Source organism: Noviherbaspirillum sp. UKPF54, from assembly GCF_007874125.1.
In the GTDB taxonomy this organism is placed as follows: Bacteria; Pseudomonadota; Gammaproteobacteria; order Burkholderiales; family Burkholderiaceae_D; genus Noviherbaspirillum.
The window spans coordinates 1,319,478-1,338,220 of the sequence record NZ_CP040128.1; the positions used below are offsets into that span (position 1 = coordinate 1,319,478).

General features: G+C 60.9%; 15 protein-coding genes. 5 read left to right on the forward strand and 10 right to left on the reverse strand.

Going from position 1 to position 18,743, the window contains the following annotated elements:
• Positions 1 to 9 precede the first annotated feature (9 nt).
• The 8 genes from FAY22_RS06205 to dapC form a co-directional block, all read right to left on the reverse strand.
• Positions 10 to 1,098 (reverse strand): CaiB/BaiF CoA-transferase family protein, encoded by a 1,089-nt coding sequence (locus tag FAY22_RS06205; RefSeq protein WP_146329405.1) that lies wholly within the window; start codon positions 1,096 to 1,098, stop codon positions 10 to 12.
• 15 nt (positions 1,099 to 1,113) lie between these two features.
• Positions 1,114 to 3,075 (reverse strand): ATP-binding cassette domain-containing protein, encoded by a 1,962-nt coding sequence (locus FAY22_RS06210; protein ID WP_146329406.1) that lies wholly within the window; start codon positions 3,073 to 3,075, stop codon positions 1,114 to 1,116.
• Between the two features lie 2 nt (positions 3,076 to 3,077).
• Positions 3,078 to 3,962 carry a 50S ribosomal protein L3 N(5)-glutamine methyltransferase gene (prmB, locus tag FAY22_RS06215; RefSeq protein ID WP_146329407.1) on the reverse strand — a complete coding sequence of 295 codons (885 nt, stop codon included), beginning with the start codon at positions 3,960 to 3,962 and terminating at the stop codon, positions 3,078 to 3,080.
• Positions 3,963 to 4,025: 63 nt separating this feature from the next.
• Entirely contained in the window at positions 4,026 to 5,153 is a 1,128-nt protein-coding gene (gene dapE, locus FAY22_RS06220) for a succinyl-diaminopimelate desuccinylase (RefSeq protein ID WP_146329408.1), read from the reverse strand.
• Between the two features lie 3 nt (positions 5,154 to 5,156).
• Positions 5,157 to 5,510: an ArsC family reductase gene (locus FAY22_RS06225; protein WP_146329409.1), complete on the reverse strand. Its 354-nt coding sequence runs from the start codon at positions 5,508 to 5,510 to the stop codon at positions 5,157 to 5,159.
• Between the two features lie 4 nt (positions 5,511 to 5,514).
• On the reverse strand, positions 5,515 to 6,648 hold the full coding sequence (locus tag FAY22_RS06230) for a PilT/PilU family type 4a pilus ATPase (protein WP_146329410.1): 1,134 nt from the start codon (positions 6,646 to 6,648) through the stop codon (positions 5,515 to 5,517).
• A gap of 108 nt (positions 6,649 to 6,756) precedes the next feature.
• Positions 6,757 to 7,584, reverse strand: coding sequence for a 2,3,4,5-tetrahydropyridine-2,6-dicarboxylate N-succinyltransferase (gene dapD, locus FAY22_RS06235; RefSeq protein ID WP_146329411.1), 828 nt, complete (start codon positions 7,582 to 7,584; stop codon positions 6,757 to 6,759).
• A gap of 23 nt (positions 7,585 to 7,607) precedes the next feature.
• Positions 7,608 to 8,816, reverse strand: a complete 1,209-nt coding sequence (gene dapC, locus FAY22_RS06240) for a succinyldiaminopimelate transaminase (RefSeq protein WP_146329412.1) — start codon at positions 8,814 to 8,816, stop codon at positions 7,608 to 7,610.
• 186 nt (positions 8,817 to 9,002) lie between these two features.
• On the opposite strand from dapC, the gene smc reads away from it, so the two are divergent.
• Positions 9,003 to 12,533 (forward strand): chromosome segregation protein SMC, encoded by a 3,531-nt coding sequence (gene smc, locus FAY22_RS06245; RefSeq protein WP_146329413.1) that lies wholly within the window; start codon positions 9,003 to 9,005, stop codon positions 12,531 to 12,533.
• Between the two features lie 70 nt (positions 12,534 to 12,603).
• On the opposite strand, the gene FAY22_RS06250 is transcribed toward smc, so the two are convergent.
• Entirely contained in the window at positions 12,604 to 12,975 is a 372-nt protein-coding gene (locus tag FAY22_RS06250; RefSeq protein WP_146329414.1) for a hypothetical protein, read from the reverse strand.
• A gap of 409 nt (positions 12,976 to 13,384) precedes the next feature.
• Between FAY22_RS06250 and FAY22_RS06255 the strand changes: the two genes are divergently transcribed.
• The 4 genes from FAY22_RS06255 to def are packed head-to-tail and all read left to right on the forward strand — an operon-like array spanning position 13,385 to position 17,945.
• Positions 13,385 to 14,467: a cell division protein ZipA C-terminal FtsZ-binding domain-containing protein gene (locus FAY22_RS06255; RefSeq protein WP_146329415.1), complete on the forward strand. Its 1,083-nt coding sequence runs from the start codon at positions 13,385 to 13,387 to the stop codon at positions 14,465 to 14,467.
• A gap of 3 nt (positions 14,468 to 14,470) precedes the next feature.
• The gene (gene ligA, locus FAY22_RS06260; RefSeq protein WP_146329416.1) at positions 14,471 to 16,540 is read left to right on the forward strand and encodes an NAD-dependent DNA ligase LigA; all 2,070 of its coding nucleotides are present in this window, start codon (positions 14,471 to 14,473) and stop codon (positions 16,538 to 16,540) included.
• Positions 16,537 to 17,415 carry a UTP--glucose-1-phosphate uridylyltransferase GalU gene (galU, locus tag FAY22_RS06265; RefSeq protein WP_146329417.1) on the forward strand — a complete coding sequence of 293 codons (879 nt, stop codon included), beginning with the start codon at positions 16,537 to 16,539 and terminating at the stop codon, positions 17,413 to 17,415. The genes ligA and galU overlap by 4 nt, the downstream gene beginning before the upstream one ends.
• The gene (gene def, locus FAY22_RS06270; protein ID WP_146329418.1) at positions 17,412 to 17,945 is read left to right on the forward strand and encodes a peptide deformylase; all 534 of its coding nucleotides are present in this window, start codon (positions 17,412 to 17,414) and stop codon (positions 17,943 to 17,945) included. Before galU ends, def begins: the two co-directional genes overlap by 4 nt.
• Positions 17,946 to 17,979: 34 nt before the next feature.
• Here def and FAY22_RS06275 read toward each other — a convergent pair whose 3' ends face one another.
• Positions 17,980 to 18,726, reverse strand: coding sequence for a pseudouridine synthase (locus tag FAY22_RS06275; protein ID WP_146329419.1), 747 nt, complete (start codon positions 18,724 to 18,726; stop codon positions 17,980 to 17,982).
• Positions 18,727 to 18,743 lie beyond the last annotated feature (17 nt).

Sequence of the window (18,743 nt, forward strand, 5' to 3'; positions counted from 1 at the left end):
TCCGCTCGCCTAAGGCTTGAACTTCACCGCGGGCCCGCTCGCCCAATAGCGGCCTTCGGTCGGATGGGTTTCTGGCACGGCCATGGCGCGCGCCTGGAACAGCGGATGAGCGATGGCTTCGTCCATGCGCAGGATCGGCGTCACGCAGCAATCGACGCCTGCGAATCGTTCGGTCCATGTTGCGAGGCTGTGCTGCGCGAAGATCGCGTCGAGTTCGGCCTTGACCGCCATGGCATCGGTGCCGCCGACTTCCTGGCCAAGGCTCCAGTGCCTTGTCTTGAGGTCGGGCCGTTGCAGCACGTCGCAGCACGATTCCCAGAATTTCAGTTCGAGCGCGCCGACCGCCATGAAGCGGCCGTCGCCGGTGCGATAGACGTTATAGCAGGGAACGCCGCCGGTCAGCAGGTCGCGTCCGGGCACAGCGGTCCGGCCGAAGTTGTTGACCGCGACCAGCGGCATGATGTTGTGCACAAATACGGCATCGGTCATCGACACGTCGATGAAGCGGCCGCAGCCGTTCATCTTCACGCCGAGCAGGGCGGCGAGAATGCCTTGCACGGCGGCTTGTGCGCCGCCGAGAAGGTCGCCAACCTGCAGGTTGGACAGGGCGGGAACGCCGTCGGGCCCGACGTTCTGCTCCAGCATGCCGGCCAGCCCGATATAGTTGATGTCATGGCCGGCCATCTGCGCCAGTGGCCCGTCCTGGCCATAGCCGGAAATGGCACACATTACCAGTCGCGGGTTGCGGCGCTTCAGTACTTCCCAGCCGACGCCGAGCTTGTCCATCACCCCGGGCCGAAAACTTTCCACGACCACGTCGGCGGCCTCGGCCAGTTTGAGGAACTCTTCGCGCTGTTCCTCTTTCTTCAGGTCGAGGCGCATGAACTGCTTGCCGCGATTGACCGCGACAAAAAATTGCGACACTTCATGGCGCACCGGGCCCATCGTGCGCGCATAGTCGCCGGCGCCGGGATCTTCGATCTTGATGACCTCGGCACCCAAGTCGGCTAGATGCAGGGTTGCCATCGGGCCGGGCAGCAGCCGCGTCAGGTCCAGCACGCGGATGCCTTGCAGCGGCTTGTTGATCGGTTGATTCATGCGTCCTCCTTCAGGTCAGGCGGTGAGCTGTTCCAGCGCTTCCTGCTTCTCCAGCCATTCGGTCTCGAGCTGTTCCAGTTCCCTGGCCAGGTAGGCCTGGTCGAGGATCAGGGTTTTCAGCTCTTCCTTGTTGGCGTCGTCATAGATGGACGGTTCGGCCAGCCGTGCATCGACTTCGGCCTTGCGGGCATTGAGCTTCGCCATCTGCTCGTCGAGGCGCTTGATGCGCGCTTCGATCGGCTTTTTCAGCGCGGACATGCGCTGGCGTTCTTCGGCTTCCAGCCGGCGCCGCTCCTGGCGGTCTTCGCGCGATTCCGATGCCGCGGCGGCGGAAGGCTTCTCGGGTGCTTCCGAAGCGGAAGAGGGCGTATCCGTTTTGCCGAGCTTGGTCTTGAACAGCCAGTCGCGGTAATCGTCGAGATCGCCGTCGAACGGCTGCAGCTTGCCGTCGGCCACGATCATGAACTGGTCGGTGGTGGCGCGCAGCAGGTGGCGGTCGTGCGACACCAGCACCAGCGTGCCCTCGAACTGCGCCAGCGCCATCGTCAGCGCCTCGCGCGTTTCCAGGTCGAGGTGGTTGGTCGGCTCGTCCAGCAGCAGCAGGTTGGGGCGCTGCCAGACGATCAGCGCCAGTGCCAGGCGCGCCTTTTCGCCGCCGGAGAATGGCGCGATCTTGCTGGTCACCATATCCCCACCGAAATTGAAGCCACCCAGGAAATTGCGCAGCTCCTGTTCTCGCACGTTCGGCGCAATGCGCGCCAGATGCCATAGCGGCGATTCGTCGTGCCGCAGCATTTCGACCTGGTGCTGCGCGAAATAGCCGATCACCAGTCCTTTGCCGAGTCGTGCGTCGCCCGCCAGCGGCTTCAGTTCGCCGGCGATGGTTTTGACGAGGGTCGATTTGCCGGCACCGTTCACGCCCAGCAGGCCGATGCGCTGGCCGGTCTGCAGCGAGAAATTAATTCCGGATACGATGGTCTTGTCGCCGCCTTCGGTGCGGTAACCGGCATCGACGTCTTCCATCACCAGCAGCGGGTTGGGCGCGCTCAACGGTTCACGGAATTCGAACGAAAACTCGGCGGCGGCCTGCAAGGGAGCGATTTCCTCCATCTTCGCCAGCATCTTCATGCGGCTTTGCGCCTGGCGCGCCTTGGTGGCCTTGGCCTTGAAGCGGTCGATGAAGGATTGCAGGTGGGCGCGCTGCCGTGCCTGCTTTTCGTAGGCTGCCTGGGTCAGCGCGATCTGCGCCGCGCGCTGGCGCTCGAATGCCGAGTAGTTGCCGGAATATCGCTTGAGCTTGCGTTCGTCGATATGGACGATCACGTTCACCACGCCGTCAAGGAAATCGCGGTCGTGCGAAATGATGATCAGCGTACCCGGATAGCGCTTGAGCCAATCTTCCAGCCAGATGATGGCGTCAAGGTCGAGGTGGTTGGTCGGCTCGTCCAGCAGCAGCAGGTCGGACGGGCACATCAGCGCCTGCGCCAGGTTCAGGCGCATGCGCCAGCCGCCGGAAAAGCTGGCCACCGGCTGCTGCATCTGTTCCTGGGTGAAGCCCAGGCCGGTGAGCAGCTGTTCCGCGCGCGAACGCACCGTGTAGGCGTCCGCGTCGGCCAGCGCTGCGTGCAGTTCCGCGATGCGGGTGCCGCTGGCGGCATGGTCCGGATGGGCTTCCAGCTCCGCCAGTTCCGCCTGCAGGTGGCGCAGATGGGTGTCGCCGTCGATCGCATATTCGATCGCCGGACGGTCGAGCGCCGGCGTCTCCTGGGCGACGTAAGCCATGCGCCACTTCGCCGGAAAACCGAGCTCGCCCTGGTCGGCGTGCAGTTCGCCGCGCAACATGGCGAACAGGCTCGACTTGCCGGCGCCATTGGCGCCGATCAGGCCGGCCTTTTCGCCCGGATTGAGCGTCAGGTCGACGCTGTCGAGCAGCGGCTTGACGCCGCGGGTCAAACTGACTTGAAGAAAACGTATCATCGTTATTTCAACTGATCGGCGGTGACGAGAAACACCATGTCGTCGCCGGCGGAAGTCGACAGCCAGGTCAGCTCGAGGTCGGAAAATGCCGCTTCCGCGAATTCCCGTTCGTTACCTATTTCCACCACCAGCACGCCTTCCTTGGTCAGACGTTCTCCGGCGCCGGCCACGATTCTGCGCACCAGGTCCATGCCGTCGGCGCCGCCTGCCAGCGCGATTCTTGGCTCGCGCAGGTATTCCTGCGGCAGCTTGTCCATCGAGCCGGAGTTCACGTACGGCGGGTTGGTGACGATCAGGTCGTATTTCTTTTTCGGGACGTTGGCGTACAGGTCCGACTCGATCAGCGTGATGCGGTCCTGCAGGTGATAGTCGTCGACGTTGCGCCGCGCTACCGCCAGGGCGTCCGGCGAGATATCCACTGCATCTACCTGTGCGTTGGGAAAGGCGTCGGCCAGCATGATCGGCAGGCAGCCCGAACCGGTGCACAGTTCAAGGATGTTGGCGACGCCGTCGGCATCTTCCACCCAGGGCGCGAACTGGTCGGGGATCAGTTCCGCGATGAAGGAGCGCGGCACGATCGTGCGCTCGTCCACGTAGAAACGGTAATCCCCGAGCCAGGCTTCGTTCGTGATGTAGGCGGCGGGTACGCGTTCGGTCGCGCGCCGTTCTAGCGCCTTGAGCACCGCGCTGACCTCGTCCGGCAGAAGGCGCGCGTCGAGGAATGGATCGAGCTTGTCGAGCGGGAGCTTGAGTGTATGCAGGATCAGGTAGGCGGCTTCATCGAATGCATTGCTGCTGCCGTGGCCGAAGAATAGCTGGGCGCGGTTGAAGCGGGTGACTGCGTATCGCAGCAGGTCGCGGATCGTGGAAAAATTTTCTGGAGTCATGGAGTATATTCGTGTGGGATGTGCGGCGATTTCCCCGCGCCCAGGCGCGGGGAAATCGGAAGGTTAACGCAGCAGGTTTTCCAGGGCGCGCCGGTAGATGTTCTTGAGCGGATCGATGAAGCGCAGTTCGATATGCTCGTCGATCTTGTGGATGCTGCCGTTGGGCGGGCCGAACTCGATCACCTGCGGGCAGATCTGGGCGATGAAGCGCCCGTCCGAGGTGCCGCCGGTGGTCGACAGCTCGGCATCGATCCCGGTTTCCGACTTGATCGCCTCGGTCATCGCGTCGCACAGCGCCCCGCGCGGCGTGAGGAAAGGGCGGCCGCCGACGGTCCACTCGATGCCGTAGTCGAAATCATGCTTGTCCAGGATCGCGTGCACGCGCTGTTGCAAGTCTTCGACCGCGCTCGCGGTGGAAAAACGGAAATTGAAATCGACCACGACTTCGCCCGGAATCACGTTGGTCGCGCCGGTGCCTGCATGGATATTGGACATCTGCCAGGAGGTTGGCGAGTAGTATTCGTTGCCGTTGTCCCAGTGCTCCGCCGCCAGCTCCGCCAGCGCGGGGGCGGCCAGGTGGATCGGGTTCTTCGCCAGGTGCGGATAGGCGATGTGGCCCTGCACGCCCTTGATGGTCAACCTCCCGGACAGCGAACCGCGCCGGCCGTTCTTGATCACGTCGCCCAACTGGTCGGAAGAGGTCGGCTCGCCGACGATGCAGTAGTCGAGCTGCTCGCCGCGTGCCTTGAGCATGTCGCACACGATCACGGTGCCATCGATGGCCGGGCCTTCCTCGTCGCTCGTGATCAGAAAACCGATCGAGCCCTTGTGGTCCGGATGGTTGCCGACGAATTCTTCGACTGCGACCACCATTGCGGCAATCGACGTTTTCATGTCGGCCGCGCCGCGGCCGTACAGCTTGCCGTCGCGCCGGGTGGGCACGAACGGGTCGGAATGCCACTGGTCGAGCGGTCCGGTCGGCACGACATCGGTATGCCCGGCAAAGACGACCAGCGGCTGCGTGGTGCCCCGGCGCGCCCAGAGGTTCGTCACATTGCCGGACTCCACGCTCTCGCATTGAAATCCGAGCGGAGACAGCAGTTCCATCAGCCGGCGCTGGCAGCCCTTGTCGTCCGGCGTCACGGAGGAGAGGGCGATCAGTTCTTCCGTGAGGGCAAGCGTTTTACTCATGGCTTATTTCTTGAAAATCTGTTGGTAGGCGCCCTCGGAAAAGCCGACATGCGTACTGGCGCCAAGGACGAGTACCGGTCGCTTGATAACCGACGGCGACTCCAGCATCAGGTCGGTGGCGCTGCCGGCATCGGCGATGGCTGCCTTGCGTTCGTCGCTCAGGGCGCGCCATGTCGTGCCCTTGCGGTTGACCAGCATTTCCCATGAAACGTGCGACAGCCACGCGTCGATCTGCGCGCGGCTGAGCCCGGCCTTCTTGAAGTCGTGGAAGGTGTACGCAACGCCGTTGCGGTCGAGCCAGGTTCTTGCTTTCTTGACGGTGTCGCAGTTCGGGATGCCGAAGAGGGTTGCAGTCATGCTGTCAGACGTTCAGGGTGAATTCGGTGAAGGTCGGGCCTTCGTCTTTCTTTTCCTCGGGTTCCGGCGGCGCCTGCTTGCCTTGCGCATTGTTGATCAGCCAGTACAGGTTGCTGGCCGAGTCGGCGTTGGCGAGGGCTTCTTCCTGCGTGACGACATCGTCCTGGATCATCTGCATCAGCGCCTGCTCGAAGGTCTGCGAGCCGGGTGCCATGCTTTTCTCGATCGCTTCCTTGATCTGCGAGATATCGCCTTGCTCGATCAGTTCGGCCACATGACGGGTATTGAGCAGTATTTCGATTGCCGCGCGGCGGCCGCCGTCCTTCGCCTGCACGAGGCGCTGCGAAATCACCGCCTTGACGGTCGCGGCGAGGTCGGGCAGGAGCGAGGTGCGGGTTTCGATCGGATAGAAATTGATGATGCGGTTGAGCGCCTGGTAGCTGTTGTTCGCATGCAGGGTTGCGAGCACGAGGTGGCCGGATTGCGCATAGGCCAGCGCGGCGCCCATGGTTTCCTTGTCGCGGATTTCGCCGATCAGGATGCAGTCCGGTGCCTGGCGCAGTGCATTCTTCAGCGCGATCTGCAGACTTTCCGCATCGGTGCCGATTTCGCGCTGGTTGACGATGGATTTCTTGTTGGTGAACAGGAATTCGATCGGATCTTCCAGCGTCAGGATGTGGCCGGTCTTGCTCGCGTTGCGATGGTCGAGCATGGAGGCGATCGTGGTCGATTTGCCGGAGCCGGTCGCGCCCACGACCAGGACCAGTCCACGCTTTTCCATGATGATCTCGGCCAGCACCGGCGGCAGGTTCAGGTCGGCCAGGCGCGGAATATTGCCGGGGATGTAGCGAAAGACGGCAGACACGGAGCCGCGCTGGCGGAACGCCGACAAGCGGAAACTGCCGACGCCCGGCACCGGGATGCCCATGTTGAGCTCGTTGTGCGTGTCCAGGATCTGCAGCTGCGGCGCGGGGACGACTTCGGCCAGCAGGTTCCGGATGGTCGGGTTGTCCATCTTCTGCTGGTTGACGGGGAGCAGATGGCCGTTGATCTTGATGTGGATCGGGGAGTTCACGGCCATGAACAGGTCCGACGCCTTTTTGTCCTTCATCAGCTGGAACAGACGGTCCATTGCCATGATGCTCTCCGTTGTTTAGCCATTGGAACGGCTGCGGGCCGCTCCAGTTTTGAGGCTCCCCTCGCGCGCTTGCGAGGGAGGGGGGACGGCGTGCGCAACGCCGACAGGTTACGCTTCGCGCAGCAGCTCGTTGATGCCGGTCTTGGCGCGCGTCTTGGCATCGACGCGCTTGACGATCACCGCGCAGTACAGGCTGTACTTGCCGTCGGCGGAGGGCAGGCTCCCCGACACCACCACCGAGCCGGCCGGAATGCGGCCATAGCTGACTTCGCCGGTGGCGCGGTCATAGATCTTGGTCGACTGGCCGATGTACACGCCCATCGAGATCACCGAGTTTTCCTCGACGATCACGCCTTCCACGATTTCGGAGCGGGCGCCGATGAAACAGTTGTCCTCGATGATGGTCGGATTGGCCTGCATCGGCTCCAGCACGCCGCCGATGCCGACGCCGCCGGACAGGTGCACGTTCTTGCCGATCTGCGCGCAGGAGCCGACGGTGGCCCAGGTGTCGACCATCGTGCCTTCATCGACGTAGGCGCCGATGTTGACGTACGACGGCATCAGCACCACGTTCTTGGCGATGAAGCTGCCGCGTCGCGCCACTGCTGGTGGCACCACGCGGAAGCCGCCCTTGGCGAAGTCGTCGGCGGTGTAGTTGGCGAACTTGGTGGGCACCTTGTCGTAGAACTGCATGCTGCCACCGGCTGGCATAGGCAGGTTGTCTTCCAGGCGGAACGACAACAGCACGGCCTTTTTGACCCACTGGTTGACAGTCCAGTCGCCGCCTTCTTTTTGCGCCACGCGCAGCGTGCCGGCATCGAGTTGGGCCAGCACGTGCGCTACCGCGTCGCGCACCTCGGCCGGGGCGGACTTGGGGGAGAAATTGGCACGGTCTTCCCACGCCTGGTCAATGATCTGTTGGAGTTGTTGAGTCATCTGGATGCTCTGAAGTTGGTGGATTACGATAATTTCTTAGTGAATTCGACGATGCGGCTGGCGGCTTCCAGGCATTCTTCCACTTCAGCCACCAGCGCCATGCGGATGCGGTTGCGGCCGGGGTTGATGCCATGTGCTTCGCGCGCGAGATAGCTTCCCGGCAATACGGTCACATTATATTCGGCATACAGGCGCTTCGCGAATTCCGTGTCCGAAATCGCTACACGCTGATCGACCTTCGCCCACAGGTAAAAACCGGCGTCGGGTAACTGCACGTCCAGCACTTCCTGCAGCATGGGTGTGATCTGTTTGAATTTCGCGATGTACTTGGCGCGGTTCTCCGCGACGTGCTGTTCGTCGTTCCATGCCGCCACGGAGGCAGCCTGGATTGCCGGGCTCATCGCGCTGCCGTGATAGGTACGGTACAGCAGGAATTTCTTCATCACTTCCGCATCGCCGGCGACGAAACCGGAGCGCATGCCCGGCACGTTGGAGCGCTTGGACAGGCTGGAGAAAGCGATCAGGCGCGGGTAGCCGGTTCTGCCAAGCTTGTGCGCCGCTTCCAGCCCGCCCAGCGGGGCGTCTTCCTTGAAGTAAATCTCCGAATAGCATTCGTCGGCGGCGATCACGAAACCGTAGCGATCGGATAATTCGAACAATTCCTTCCAGTTTTCCAAGGTCAGCACGGCGCCGGTCGGATTGCCTGGGGAGCAGAGATACAGCAACTGCACGCGCGGCCACACGTCGGCCGGAACGCTCTTGTAGTCCGGTGCGAAGTTCAGCGCCGGATCGGAGTTGACGAAATACGGTTGGGCGCCGGCCAGGTAGGCCGCGCCTTCGTAGATCTGGTAGAACGGGTTCGGGCTCATCACCAGCGCATCACCCCGGCTGGGATCGATCACCGTTTGCGCCAGCGCGAACAAGGCTTCGCGCGAACCATTTACGGGGAGAATTTGCGTTGCCGGGTTGAGTGGGGGTAAGCCATAACGTCGCTCAATCCAGTCGGCTATGGCAGCGCGCAACGCTTCCGAGCCAGCCGTCGCCGGATAACTTGCCAATCCATTGCTCAAACCGTCAGCCAGCGCCTTTTGAATGAATGCCGGCGTCGGATGCTTGGGTTCGCCGATGCCGAGACTGATCGGCGAGTAGGCCGAATTCGGCGTAATGCCGGAAAACAAAAGTCGCAGCTTTTCAAATGGATAGGGCTGAAGCTTGTCGAGGAGCGGATTCACTTGGGCGGACGCGGAAGGAGTGGATCGGAGTGCAAAATCGCTAAAGGCGGCATTATACCGTTCATGCCATTGGCCCGTGATTACTGAGCGGAAAGTAATGAGGCGCAGACTCGAAATGTTATGATAAGGCCCTTTCGCGCGGCGAAGGCCGCTGCTTGCTTCCTTTAGTGTAGAACAGTCGATAACGTGCGTCTAAATTCCATTAAATTATCGGGATTCAAGTCTTTCGTGGATCCCACTAATTTCCAGGTCCCGGGCCAGCTGGTGGGCGTGGTGGGACCAAACGGCTGCGGCAAATCCAACATTATGGACGCGGTGCGCTGGGTGTTGGGCGAATCCAAGGCGTCGGAATTGCGCGGCGAATCGATGCAGGACGTAATCTTCAACGGTTCCACAGCGCGCAAGCCAGCCGGACGTGCATCGGTCGAGCTGGTGTTCGATAACAGCGATGGCCGTGCCGCCGGCCAATGGAGCCAGTATGCCGAAATTGCCGTCAAGCGCGTGCTGACGCGCGACGGCACGTCGAGCTACTACATCAATAACCAGGCGGTGCGCCGCCGTGATATCCAGGACATCTTTCTCGGTACTGGCCTGGGACCGCGCGCTTACGCGATCATCGGTCAAGGCATGATTTCGCGCATCATTGAAGCGCGCCCGGAAGACTTGCGGATTTTCCTGGAAGAAGCCGCGGGCGTGTCCAAGTACAAGGAACGCCGCCGCGAGACCGAAAACCGGCTGCACGATACGCGCGAGAACCTGACCCGGGTCGAGGACATCCTGCGCGAACTGAATGCCAATCTCGACAAGCTGGAAGTGCAGGCGGCGGTTGCGCAGAAATTCCACGAATTGCAGGCCGACCAGGACGAAAAGCAAAAGCTGCTGTGGCTGCTGCGAAAGAACGAGGCGAAGGCGGAGCAGGATAAATTCTTCCGCGACATCGAAAAGGCGCAGCTCGACCTGGAAGAGCAGACTGCCAAGCTGCGCCATGTCGAGACCGAGCTGGAGCACATGCGCCAAGCGCATTATGCCGCCGGCGACCGCATGCATCAGGCGCAAGGCCACCTGTACCAGACCAATTCCGAGATCGGCAGCCTGGAGGCGCAGATCAGGTTTGTGATCGAATCGCGCAACCGGTTGCAGGCCCAGCTCAATTCGCTGACCGCGCAACGCGACCAGTGGCAGCGCCAAGGCCAGCAGTTCCAGGACGACTTGGCCGAGGCCGAAATGCGCCTGGAAGAACACGCCATGCGTGTCGAGCAGGCGCAGCAGGCCGCCCAGAATCAGAATGACAACCTGCCTGCGCTCGAACAGGCATGGCGCGAAGCGCAGTTGAAGGCGACCGAGTCACGCGGCAAGATCATGCAGGTCCAGCAGCAGATCGAGCTGGAATCCGCTCACCAGCGCAATGCCTCCGGCATTCTCTCCAATCTGGCTTCGCGGCGCGAGCGCCTGTCGCAGGAAAAAAATGGCATGCTGATGCCGGATACCGCGCATTTGTCCAACCTGAAAATGCAGCTCGAGGAAAAGCAAGCCGCGTTGGAAGAGGCGCGAGAACAGCTGGAAGCGGCGCAGGAGCAGCAGCCGAAGCTCGAGGAAGAACGTCGCGCCGCCCAGGCGCAGCTGAACACGGAAACCGCGAATAACGCACAGCTCGAGGCCCGCCTGGCCGCCTTGCGACAGCTGCAGGAAAATGTGCAAACCCAGGGCAAGGTTCAACCCTGGCTCAAGAAGCATGAACTCGGCGAGCTGCCGCGCCTGTGGCAGAAGCTGCACATCGACCAGGGTTGGGAAACCGCGCTGGAATCCGTGCTGCGGGAGCGAACTTCTGCCTTGGAGATGTCCAATCTCGACTGGGCCAAGGGTTTCTTCAACGATGCGCCGCCGGCCAAGCTCGCCCTGTTTTCGTTAAACAGTGCAGCTAGCGCGGCGCATGCCGACGGTCCGGCCGGGCTGAAGCCATTCCTGAGTCTGTTGCACCTGAACGATCCCGGCTTGCGTGCGCTGCTGCAGGATTGGCTGCACAACGTGTTTGCCGCCGATGACGTCAACGCGGCCTTCCTCGATCGCGGCAAGCTGCCGGTCGGCGGCTGTTTCGTCACGCGCCAGGGGCATTTGATCGAGAAATCAAGCGTGCGCTTCTATGCTTCCGACTCGGAGCAGGACGGCATGCTGGCGCGCCAGCAGGAAATCGAAAACATTACCAAGCAGTTGCGCGCGCAGCAGATGCTGGCCGACGAGGCAAAGTCCCGCGCCGTACGCGCGGAAGCAGCCTTGTCGCAGGCCATGCAGCGCTTGCAAGAGTTACGTCAGCGCGTCACAGCCTTGACGCAGACCGTGCACAGCCTGCAGCTTGAAGCGATGAAGCTTTCCGAGGTGCAGGAGCGCTTCAATCAGCGCAATACGCAAATTGAAGCGGATCTTGCAGAGATTGCCGCGCAAGAAGCAGAGCAGCAGCAAATCAAGGCGGAATCCGAGGCAAAGTTCGAGCAGCTGGACATCGAGCTGGCGGAGTTGCAGGAACGGCATGAAAACGGCCAGACCGATTACCTGGCCAAGGAGCAGCAGCTCAATGATGCGCGCCAGCGCTTGCGCGAGCTGGAACGTGGCGCGCAGGAAGCGGAATTTGCCGAGAAATCCCATCGCAACAAGATAGAGGAATTGAAGCGAAGTATCGCAACCGCGTCCGAGCAGTCGGCGCAGTTATTCGCAAGCATGCAGCAGGGGAATCTCGAGCTGGAAAGCCTGGATGATCAGGCGGCGCAAGCCGGCCTGCAAACTCTCCTGGAAAAACGTTCCGAGCAGGAGCGCGCGTTGGCGGATGCGCGCCATGAATTGGATCAGCTGACACAGAAGCTGCGCCATACCGAGGAAGCGCGCATGCAGTCAGAACGCAGCCTGCAGCCGCAGCGCGACCGAATCATGGAGCTGCAGTTGAAGGAGCAGGCGGCGCGCCTGAATCAGGAACAATATGCGCAGCAGTTGCTGGAGGCGCAGGCGGACGAAGCGGCTCTTGCCGAAAAGCTGAATGTCGACATGAAGCCGTCTTATTTGCAAGGCGAGGTGACGCGGCTGACCAATGCCATCGCGGCCTTGGGCGCCGTTAATCTTGCGGCGCTGGAAGAGTTGGCGCAGGCCCGCGAACGCAAGAATTTCCTGGATGCGCAGCATGCCGACCTGACTGAAGCGATCGGGACGCTGGAAGACGCGATCAACAAGATTGATAAGGAAACCCGCGAGCTGTTGCAAGATACCTTCGACAAGGTCAACAAGCATTTCGGCGAGCTGTTCCCGGTGCTGTTCGGCGGGGGTAATGCGAAGCTGATCATGACTGGGGAAGAAATTCTTGATTCTGGCGTTCAGGTGATGGCGCAGCCGCCTGGAAAGAAAAATGCAACGATTCACCTGCTGTCTGGCGGCGAAAAGGCATTGACTGCAACCGCGCTGGTGTTCTCGATGTTCCAGCTCAATCCGGCACCGTTTTGTCTGCTCGATGAAGTGGATGCTCCGCTCGATGATGCAAATACCGAACGCTTCTGCAACATGGTTAAGCGCATGTCGTCGCAAACCCAGTTCCTGTTCATCTCGCATAACAAGATTGCCATGGAAATGGCACAGCAATTAATCGGCGTTACGATGCAGGAGCAGGGTGTATCGCGTATCGTGGCAGTCGATATGGAAGCGGCGGCGAACTTTGCGGCCGAAGCCCAGGTTGCGTAACAGGAAGGTGGATGCGGAGGAAAGGAAGGCGCCCGCAGGCAGGTGCGCCTTTCATCGAGTGAAACGAGGTTCAGAGGCGGGCGGAGCGAGCGAGTGCGGCGCGTTTTTGATAGTACGCAACGTTCATCTGCGCTTCGCGCGCACGCTGTTGTTCGACATCGGCGCAAATCAGGTAATGCCGTTCTGCGCGCTGCAACCACCAGTGATGGATCGAACGTAGGATCGGTGAAAGCGACAGCATGGCGAGTTCCTGCAATTTGAATTCTTTCGTATTGGAAAGGTCCAAATTGGATTTGCCGGTGCGAAGGTTCGTGCTGGATAAATTGTTCATGGTCGCTCTGTCGCGGTTGATTTTCGATTGGTACGCTTCGGTCTTTGCCGGGGTGTCGGGCCCTGTGGAAGTGTGATTCAATGCTGCGCCAGCTCCATAATCGAAATTCATGCGGTCTCCCTACGAAAGAATGTGTTACAGACATTTCGTTTGCTCCCTCCAGCGGCGCCTCTGAAGGTATTGTTATTTTATTAGCGGCATGATTGTGGTTGTATTGATAACGGTCAACGGCCTGATTTTCGCGATTTCGACACGATCAAGTCCCTTGGAATCATTTTCTTATTGGAATAAACGTTGAAGTATTTGTTGTCCATTGACCAAGACTGTTCAACTTGCTAACTTTACGCTGGCCGTTACTTAAACCATTTCCTTTTCGTGGGGGCATTCGTTGAAGACAAGTACCGGCCGTATTTATCGGATTGATGTAAATGACTTCTGTTTCAGCAGCACTGCAATGCGTGCACTTTCCCTCCAGCCGCGCGATGCGCGCTTCAATTCATTACGCTAAGGTGCAAGCGGCATGACCGACCTCCAGGTAAGCCTGATGGCAATTGGCGGCACTATCGTGGCCGCCGTAATTTCCTATAACAAGTGGCAGGAATACAAGGCGAAGAAGAGCGTGCAGCGGGCATTTTCTTCGGATCACGATGATGTGTTGATGAGTTCCGAAACGGTCTCCGAGACTGGCGCCGCCCGGCATGAGCCGACTTTGGAACCCGAGGCCGAGGTGCCCGACATTGCGTTGGACGATGAGCCGGCTGCCATCGACGAAAGTGGCGAGGTGCAGGCGGCGGTGCAAGTTCCTCAACGCGAATTGCCAGTCGATGACTTGATCGATTGCGTGATTCCGATCGCGCTGGATGCGCCGGTGCGCGGGGAAAAGCTTTTGCCCAAGCTGCAAACGCTGCGTCACGTCGGCAGCAAACCGGTGCATTTCATCGGCCAGCGCGATGACGGCGTCTGGGAGCCGGTTGCCCACGGCGGTATCTATTACGGATTGCGCGCCGGTGTGCAACTGGCGAATCGCAGCAGCGCCTTGAATGAAATCGAATATTCGGAATTGATCATGCGGCTACGCCAGATCACCGACGAACTGGACGCCGAACCCGATGTGCCCGACATGGCGGAAGTCATGGAAAAAGCACGCTCGCTGCACCAGTTCGTCGCGGAATATGATGCGCAATTGAGCGTCAATGTCCATTCCAATGGCGCCGCATGGGCGATCAATACGCTGCTGGGCGCGCTGGAGCGCCAGGGGTTCGATCTGCGTCCGGACGGCCGGTTGGTCATGCCGGACGGGGAGGGCGGCATCCTGTTTTCGCTGTCGACCAATGTTACGCTGGCCGAGGAAATCACTTCGCGCCTGACCTTACTGCTCGATGTGCCGCGCGTCGCCCCCCAGCGCGATGGCTTCGGTGCGATGATCGCATGCGCGCGCATGCTCGCGGCGCGGCTCGACGGAACCGTCGTCGACGACGGTAACCAGGCGCTTTCAGAGGCGACGCTGTCTGAAATCGGCGAGCAGGTCAACGCGTTCTATAGCCAGATGGATGCATCAACTATCCCGGCGGGCTCGACCAGGGCACTGCGTTTGTTCAGTTAAGCGATGCAACCGGATTTATTTTCGATACCCCAGGACGCTTCCCCGCCGAATCCGGAAGCAAGCCACTGGCAGGAACGCGCCGCATGGCTCAAGACCGAACTGAACCGGCATAGCCATGCGTACTATGTTCTCGACAACCCGACTATTCCCGACGCGGAATATGACAGGATGTTCCGCGAACTGGTGGCGCTGGAGCAGGCGCATCCCGACCTCATTACCTCGGATTCCCCGACCCAGCGGGTAGGCGGCAAGCCGCTGCCACAGTTCGACCAGGTGCGTCATTCGACGCCGATGCTCTCGCTGAACAACGCGTTTGACGAACAGGACGCGGTGGCATTCGATCGCCGCGTGCGGGAAGGGCTTGAAATTGCGGAGGAGGTGGAGTATTCCACGGAACTGAAATTCGACGGGCTGGCGATCAGCCTGCGCTACGAGAATGGCGTCCTGACCCAGGCCGCAACTCGGGGCGACGGCGCGACCGGCGAGAATGTCACGCCCAACATTCGTACCGTGCGCGCCGTTCCATTGCGCCTGCATACCGATCAGCCTCCCGCTCTACTCGACGTACGCGGTGAAGTGCTGATGTACAAGGCCGATTTCGCCAAGCTCAACGAGCGCCAGCGTACGGCGGGACAGAAGGAATTCGTCAATCCGCGTAATGCGGCGGCGGGTAGTCTGCGCCAACTTGACGCGCGCATTACCGCACAGCGCACGCTGCGGTTTTTCGCGTACGGTATCGGCATGCTGGAAGGCGCGCCGATGCCGACTTCGCATGCCGCGCTGCTCGATTGGTATGGCAGCCTCGGACTGCCAGTCTGCCGGGAGCGCGCCGTGGTGAAGGGGGCGCAAGGGCTGCTCGATTTTTTTCATGGCATCGCCGCGAAACGACAACAACTGCCGTATGACATCGACGGCGTGGTGTACAAGGTCAACCGGCTGGAGCATCAGCTGAAGCTTGGCTACGTCTCGCGCGCCCCGCGTTTCGCGATCGCGCATAAATTTCCGGCCGAGGAAGCGATGACTGTCGTGCAGGATATCGGCGTTCAGGTGGGGCGAACTGGCGCGATTACGCCAGTGGCCCGGCTCGCTCCGATATTCGTCGGCGGCGTGACCGTGACCAATGCCACCCTGCACAATGAGGACGAGGTCCGGCGCAAAGATATCCGGATTGGCGATACCGCGATCGTGCGGCGTGCCGGCGACGTCATACCGGAGGTTGTTGCCTATGTTCCCGAACTGCGTCCGGATAATGCCCGCGAATTCAGGATGCCGGTGCAATGCCCGGTCTGTGGCTCGCCCATCGTCCGGCCGGAAGAGGAAGCCATTGCGCGCTGTTCCGGTGGATGGATCAAGTGCGCGGCACAGCGCAAGGGCGGTTTACTGCACTTCGTATCTCGCCGCGCGATGGATATCGAAGGGTTTGGCGAGCAGTTGATCGAACAGCTGGTCGATAAACATATTGTTACCACCGCAGCCGACTTGTACAGGCTCGGGCTGACCGCGCTGGTTGAACTGGATCGCATGGCCGACAAGTCGGCGCAAAACGTGCTCAACGCGCTGGAAAAATCCAAATCGACCACCTTGGCGCGCTTCATCTACGCATTGGGGATTCGTCATGTCGGCGAGGCGACGGCAAAGGAATTGGCGCATCATTTCGGCAGTCTGGATGCGCTGCTGAATGCGTCGGAAGAACAACTGCTCGAGGTGGCCGACATCGGCCCGGTGGTGGCGCGCTCGATCACGGCTTTCCTGTCCGAGGCGATGAATAGGGAATTGATCGAGCAGCTGCGTGCCGCCGGTATTCACTGGACGGAAAGCGAGCGCAAGGTGGAGGTGCTCAGGCCGATGCAGGGCAAGACATTCGTTCTCACCGGCACTTTGCCGACGCTGACCCGGGATGAGGCGGCCGGGAAAATCGAGTCCGCAGGCGGAAAGGTCGCGGGCTCGGTATCGAAGAAGACCAGCTACGTGGTGGCCGGCGAGGAAGCAGGCAGCAAGCTGGTCAAGGCGCAGGAGCTTGGCATCACGATTATCGACGAAGCAGGCTTGCTTCATTTACTGGAACAGCAATGACGATAAAAATAAGAAAAGCAGTTTTCCCCGTCGCCGGCCTGGGGAGCCGGTTTTTGCCCGCTACCAAGGCACAACCGAAGGAAATGCTGCCCATCGTGGACAAGCCGTTGATCCAGTATGCGGTGGAAGAAGCTGTCGCTGCAGGAATTACGGACCTGGTGTTCATCACCGGCCGCAACAAGCGCGCGATCGAGGATCATTTCGATACTGCCTACGAACTGGAGGCGGAGTTGGAGGCGGCTGGCAAGACTGCGCTGCTCGAAGTGGTGCGCAATGCGATCCCGAAAAACGTCAACTGCATCTATATTCGCCAGTCCGCGCCGCTTGGCCTAGGTCATGCGGTGCTATGCGCCCGTCCGGTGATTGGCGACGAACCGTTCGCCGTGCTGCTGGCCGATGACTTCATGGATGTCGAGGCGGGCCAGGCGCCCGTGCTGGCACAGATGACCGACTTGTATAGCCGCGAGGGCGCGAGCCTGCTGGCCGTACACGAGGTGCCGCGCGCCGACACGCGGCAATATGGCATCGTCAGTGTCGCGCCCTTCAAGAGCCGCCTTGAGCGGGTCAACAGCATTGTCGAAAAACCGGCTCCGGAAGCCGCGCCTTCGACGCTGGCGGTGGTCGGGCGCTACGTGCTCGATAATCGGATTTTTTCGTATCTCGAAGGGCTTGGAAAGGGCGCGGGCGGCGAGATCCAGCTGACCGACGGCATCGCCGCATTGATGAAAACGGATCCGGTGCTGGCGTATCGCTACGACGGACGCCGCTATGACTGCGGTTCAAAGCTGGGCTATCTGCAGGCGACCGTGGCAATGGGATTGAAGCACCCGGAAATGGGAGCGGCGTTTTCGAGTTTTCTCGGGCAAGTGAGATGAGCGTCAGGAAAATCCTCAAGATGGGTGATGCGCGCCTACTGCGGCAGGCTGAACCGGTCACGCAATTCGGAACGCCGGAGCTGGATGCCTTGATCGAGGATATGTTCGATACCATGCATGCGGCCAATGGCGCCGGACTGGCCGCGCCCCAGATCGGGGTGAACTTGCAGCTGGTCATTTTCGGGTTCCGGCAAAACCAGCGCTATCCGGATGCGCCTCCGGTGCCGGAAACGGTCCTGATCAATCCGCTGCTCAAGCCGCTGTCGGACGAGGTCGAAGATGGCTGGGAGGGATGTCTTTCCGTTCCGGGCTTGCGCGGAATGGTCTCGCGCTGGCGCACGTTGCATTACGAGGGCGTCGACCAGTACGGGCGGCCGATTAGTCGTGACGTGGACGGTTTTCACTCGCGTGTCGTCCAGCACGAGTGCGACCATCTTGCCGGGATTCTTTATCCGATGAGGATCAAGGACTTTTCGCGCTTCGGCTTTACCGACGTGCTGTTTCCCGAGCTTGAAGCTGGCGACGACTGAGCGGGGGTAATTCAGCCGCAGTCGTCCGGACGGGTCAGAACTTTTCGTCGTTTTCGAGGTAGCGCCATTGGCCCGGCGGCAGGTTGCCGAGCGCGACGCGGCCGATGCGCACGCGCTTTAGTCCGAGTACTTTCAGGCCGACCGCTTCGCACATGCGGCGTATCTGGCGCTTTTTCCCTTCGCGCAGAATGAAGCTCAATTGATCGTCGTTTTGCCAGCGTACTTTCGCGGGCAAGAGCTTCTTGCCGTCGAGTGAAAGGCCGTGGTTCAGTAGTCTCAGGTTGGCGTCCGGCAGGCGCCCTGGCTTCGTGTACTGCACGCGCACCAGGTATTCCTTTTCGATCGACGTGTCTTCGCCGATCAACTGTTTCGCGACGCGGCCATCCTGGGTCAGCACCAACAGGCCGACCGAATCGATGTCGAGCCGGCCTGCCGGCACCAGGCTGCGCAACTGGCTGGGGTGGAACTGGAGCGGAGACTTGTCCTCCTTCCAGCGGCTTGCGGCATTGATCAGGGTGACCGCCGGCTTGTAGCCGTCTTCAGCCTGGCCGCTGACGTAACCCACCGGCTTGTTAAGCAGGACGGTCACGCGGCGCGCCTGCTGCGCGCTGGCCTGGCGTTCCACGCTGATGCGCTGGTGCGGCAGCACCTTGCTTCCTAGTTCGGAAACAATGGCGCCGTCCACCCGTACCCAGCCGCGCGCGATCCATTCATCGGCTTCGCGGCGCGAGCACAGGCCAAGTTCGGACATGCGTTTGGATAAGCGGACGGGTTCAGTCATTGGAGTAATGGGAGGAA

Bases quoted from the DNA above. Each gene is read 5' to 3' on its own strand.
- def (WP_146329418.1), top strand. From the start codon at position 17,412: ATGAGCGTCAGGAAAATCCTCAAGATGGGTGATGCGCGCCTACTGCGG.
- FAY22_RS06255 (WP_146329415.1), top strand. From the start codon at position 13,385: ATGACCGACCTCCAGGTAAGCCTGATGGCAATTGGCGGCACTATCGTG.
- FAY22_RS06225 (WP_146329409.1), bottom strand. From the start codon at position 5,510: ATGACTGCAACCCTCTTCGGCATCCCGAACTGCGACACCGTCAAGAAA.
- galU (WP_146329417.1), top strand. From the start codon at position 16,537: ATGACGATAAAAATAAGAAAAGCAGTTTTCCCCGTCGCCGGCCTGGGG.
- dapE (WP_146329408.1), bottom strand. From the start codon at position 5,153: ATGAGTAAAACGCTTGCCCTCACGGAAGAACTGATCGCCCTCTCCTCC.
- FAY22_RS06275 (WP_146329419.1), bottom strand. From the start codon at position 18,726: ATGACTGAACCCGTCCGCTTATCCAAACGCATGTCCGAACTTGGCCTG.
- FAY22_RS06205 (WP_146329405.1), bottom strand. From the start codon at position 1,098: ATGAATCAACCGATCAACAAGCCGCTGCAAGGCATCCGCGTGCTGGAC.
- prmB (WP_146329407.1), bottom strand. From the start codon at position 3,962: ATGACTCCAGAAAATTTTTCCACGATCCGCGACCTGCTGCGATACGCA.
- FAY22_RS06210 (WP_146329406.1), bottom strand. From the start codon at position 3,075: ATGATACGTTTTCTTCAAGTCAGTTTGACCCGCGGCGTCAAGCCGCTG.
- FAY22_RS06230 (WP_146329410.1), bottom strand. From the start codon at position 6,648: ATGGCAATGGACCGTCTGTTCCAGCTGATGAAGGACAAAAAGGCGTCG.
- dapD (WP_146329411.1), bottom strand. From the start codon at position 7,584: ATGACTCAACAACTCCAACAGATCATTGACCAGGCGTGGGAAGACCGT.
- FAY22_RS06250 (WP_146329414.1), bottom strand. From the start codon at position 12,975: ATGAATTTCGATTATGGAGCTGGCGCAGCATTGAATCACACTTCCACA.
- ligA (WP_146329416.1), top strand. From the start codon at position 14,471: ATGCAACCGGATTTATTTTCGATACCCCAGGACGCTTCCCCGCCGAAT.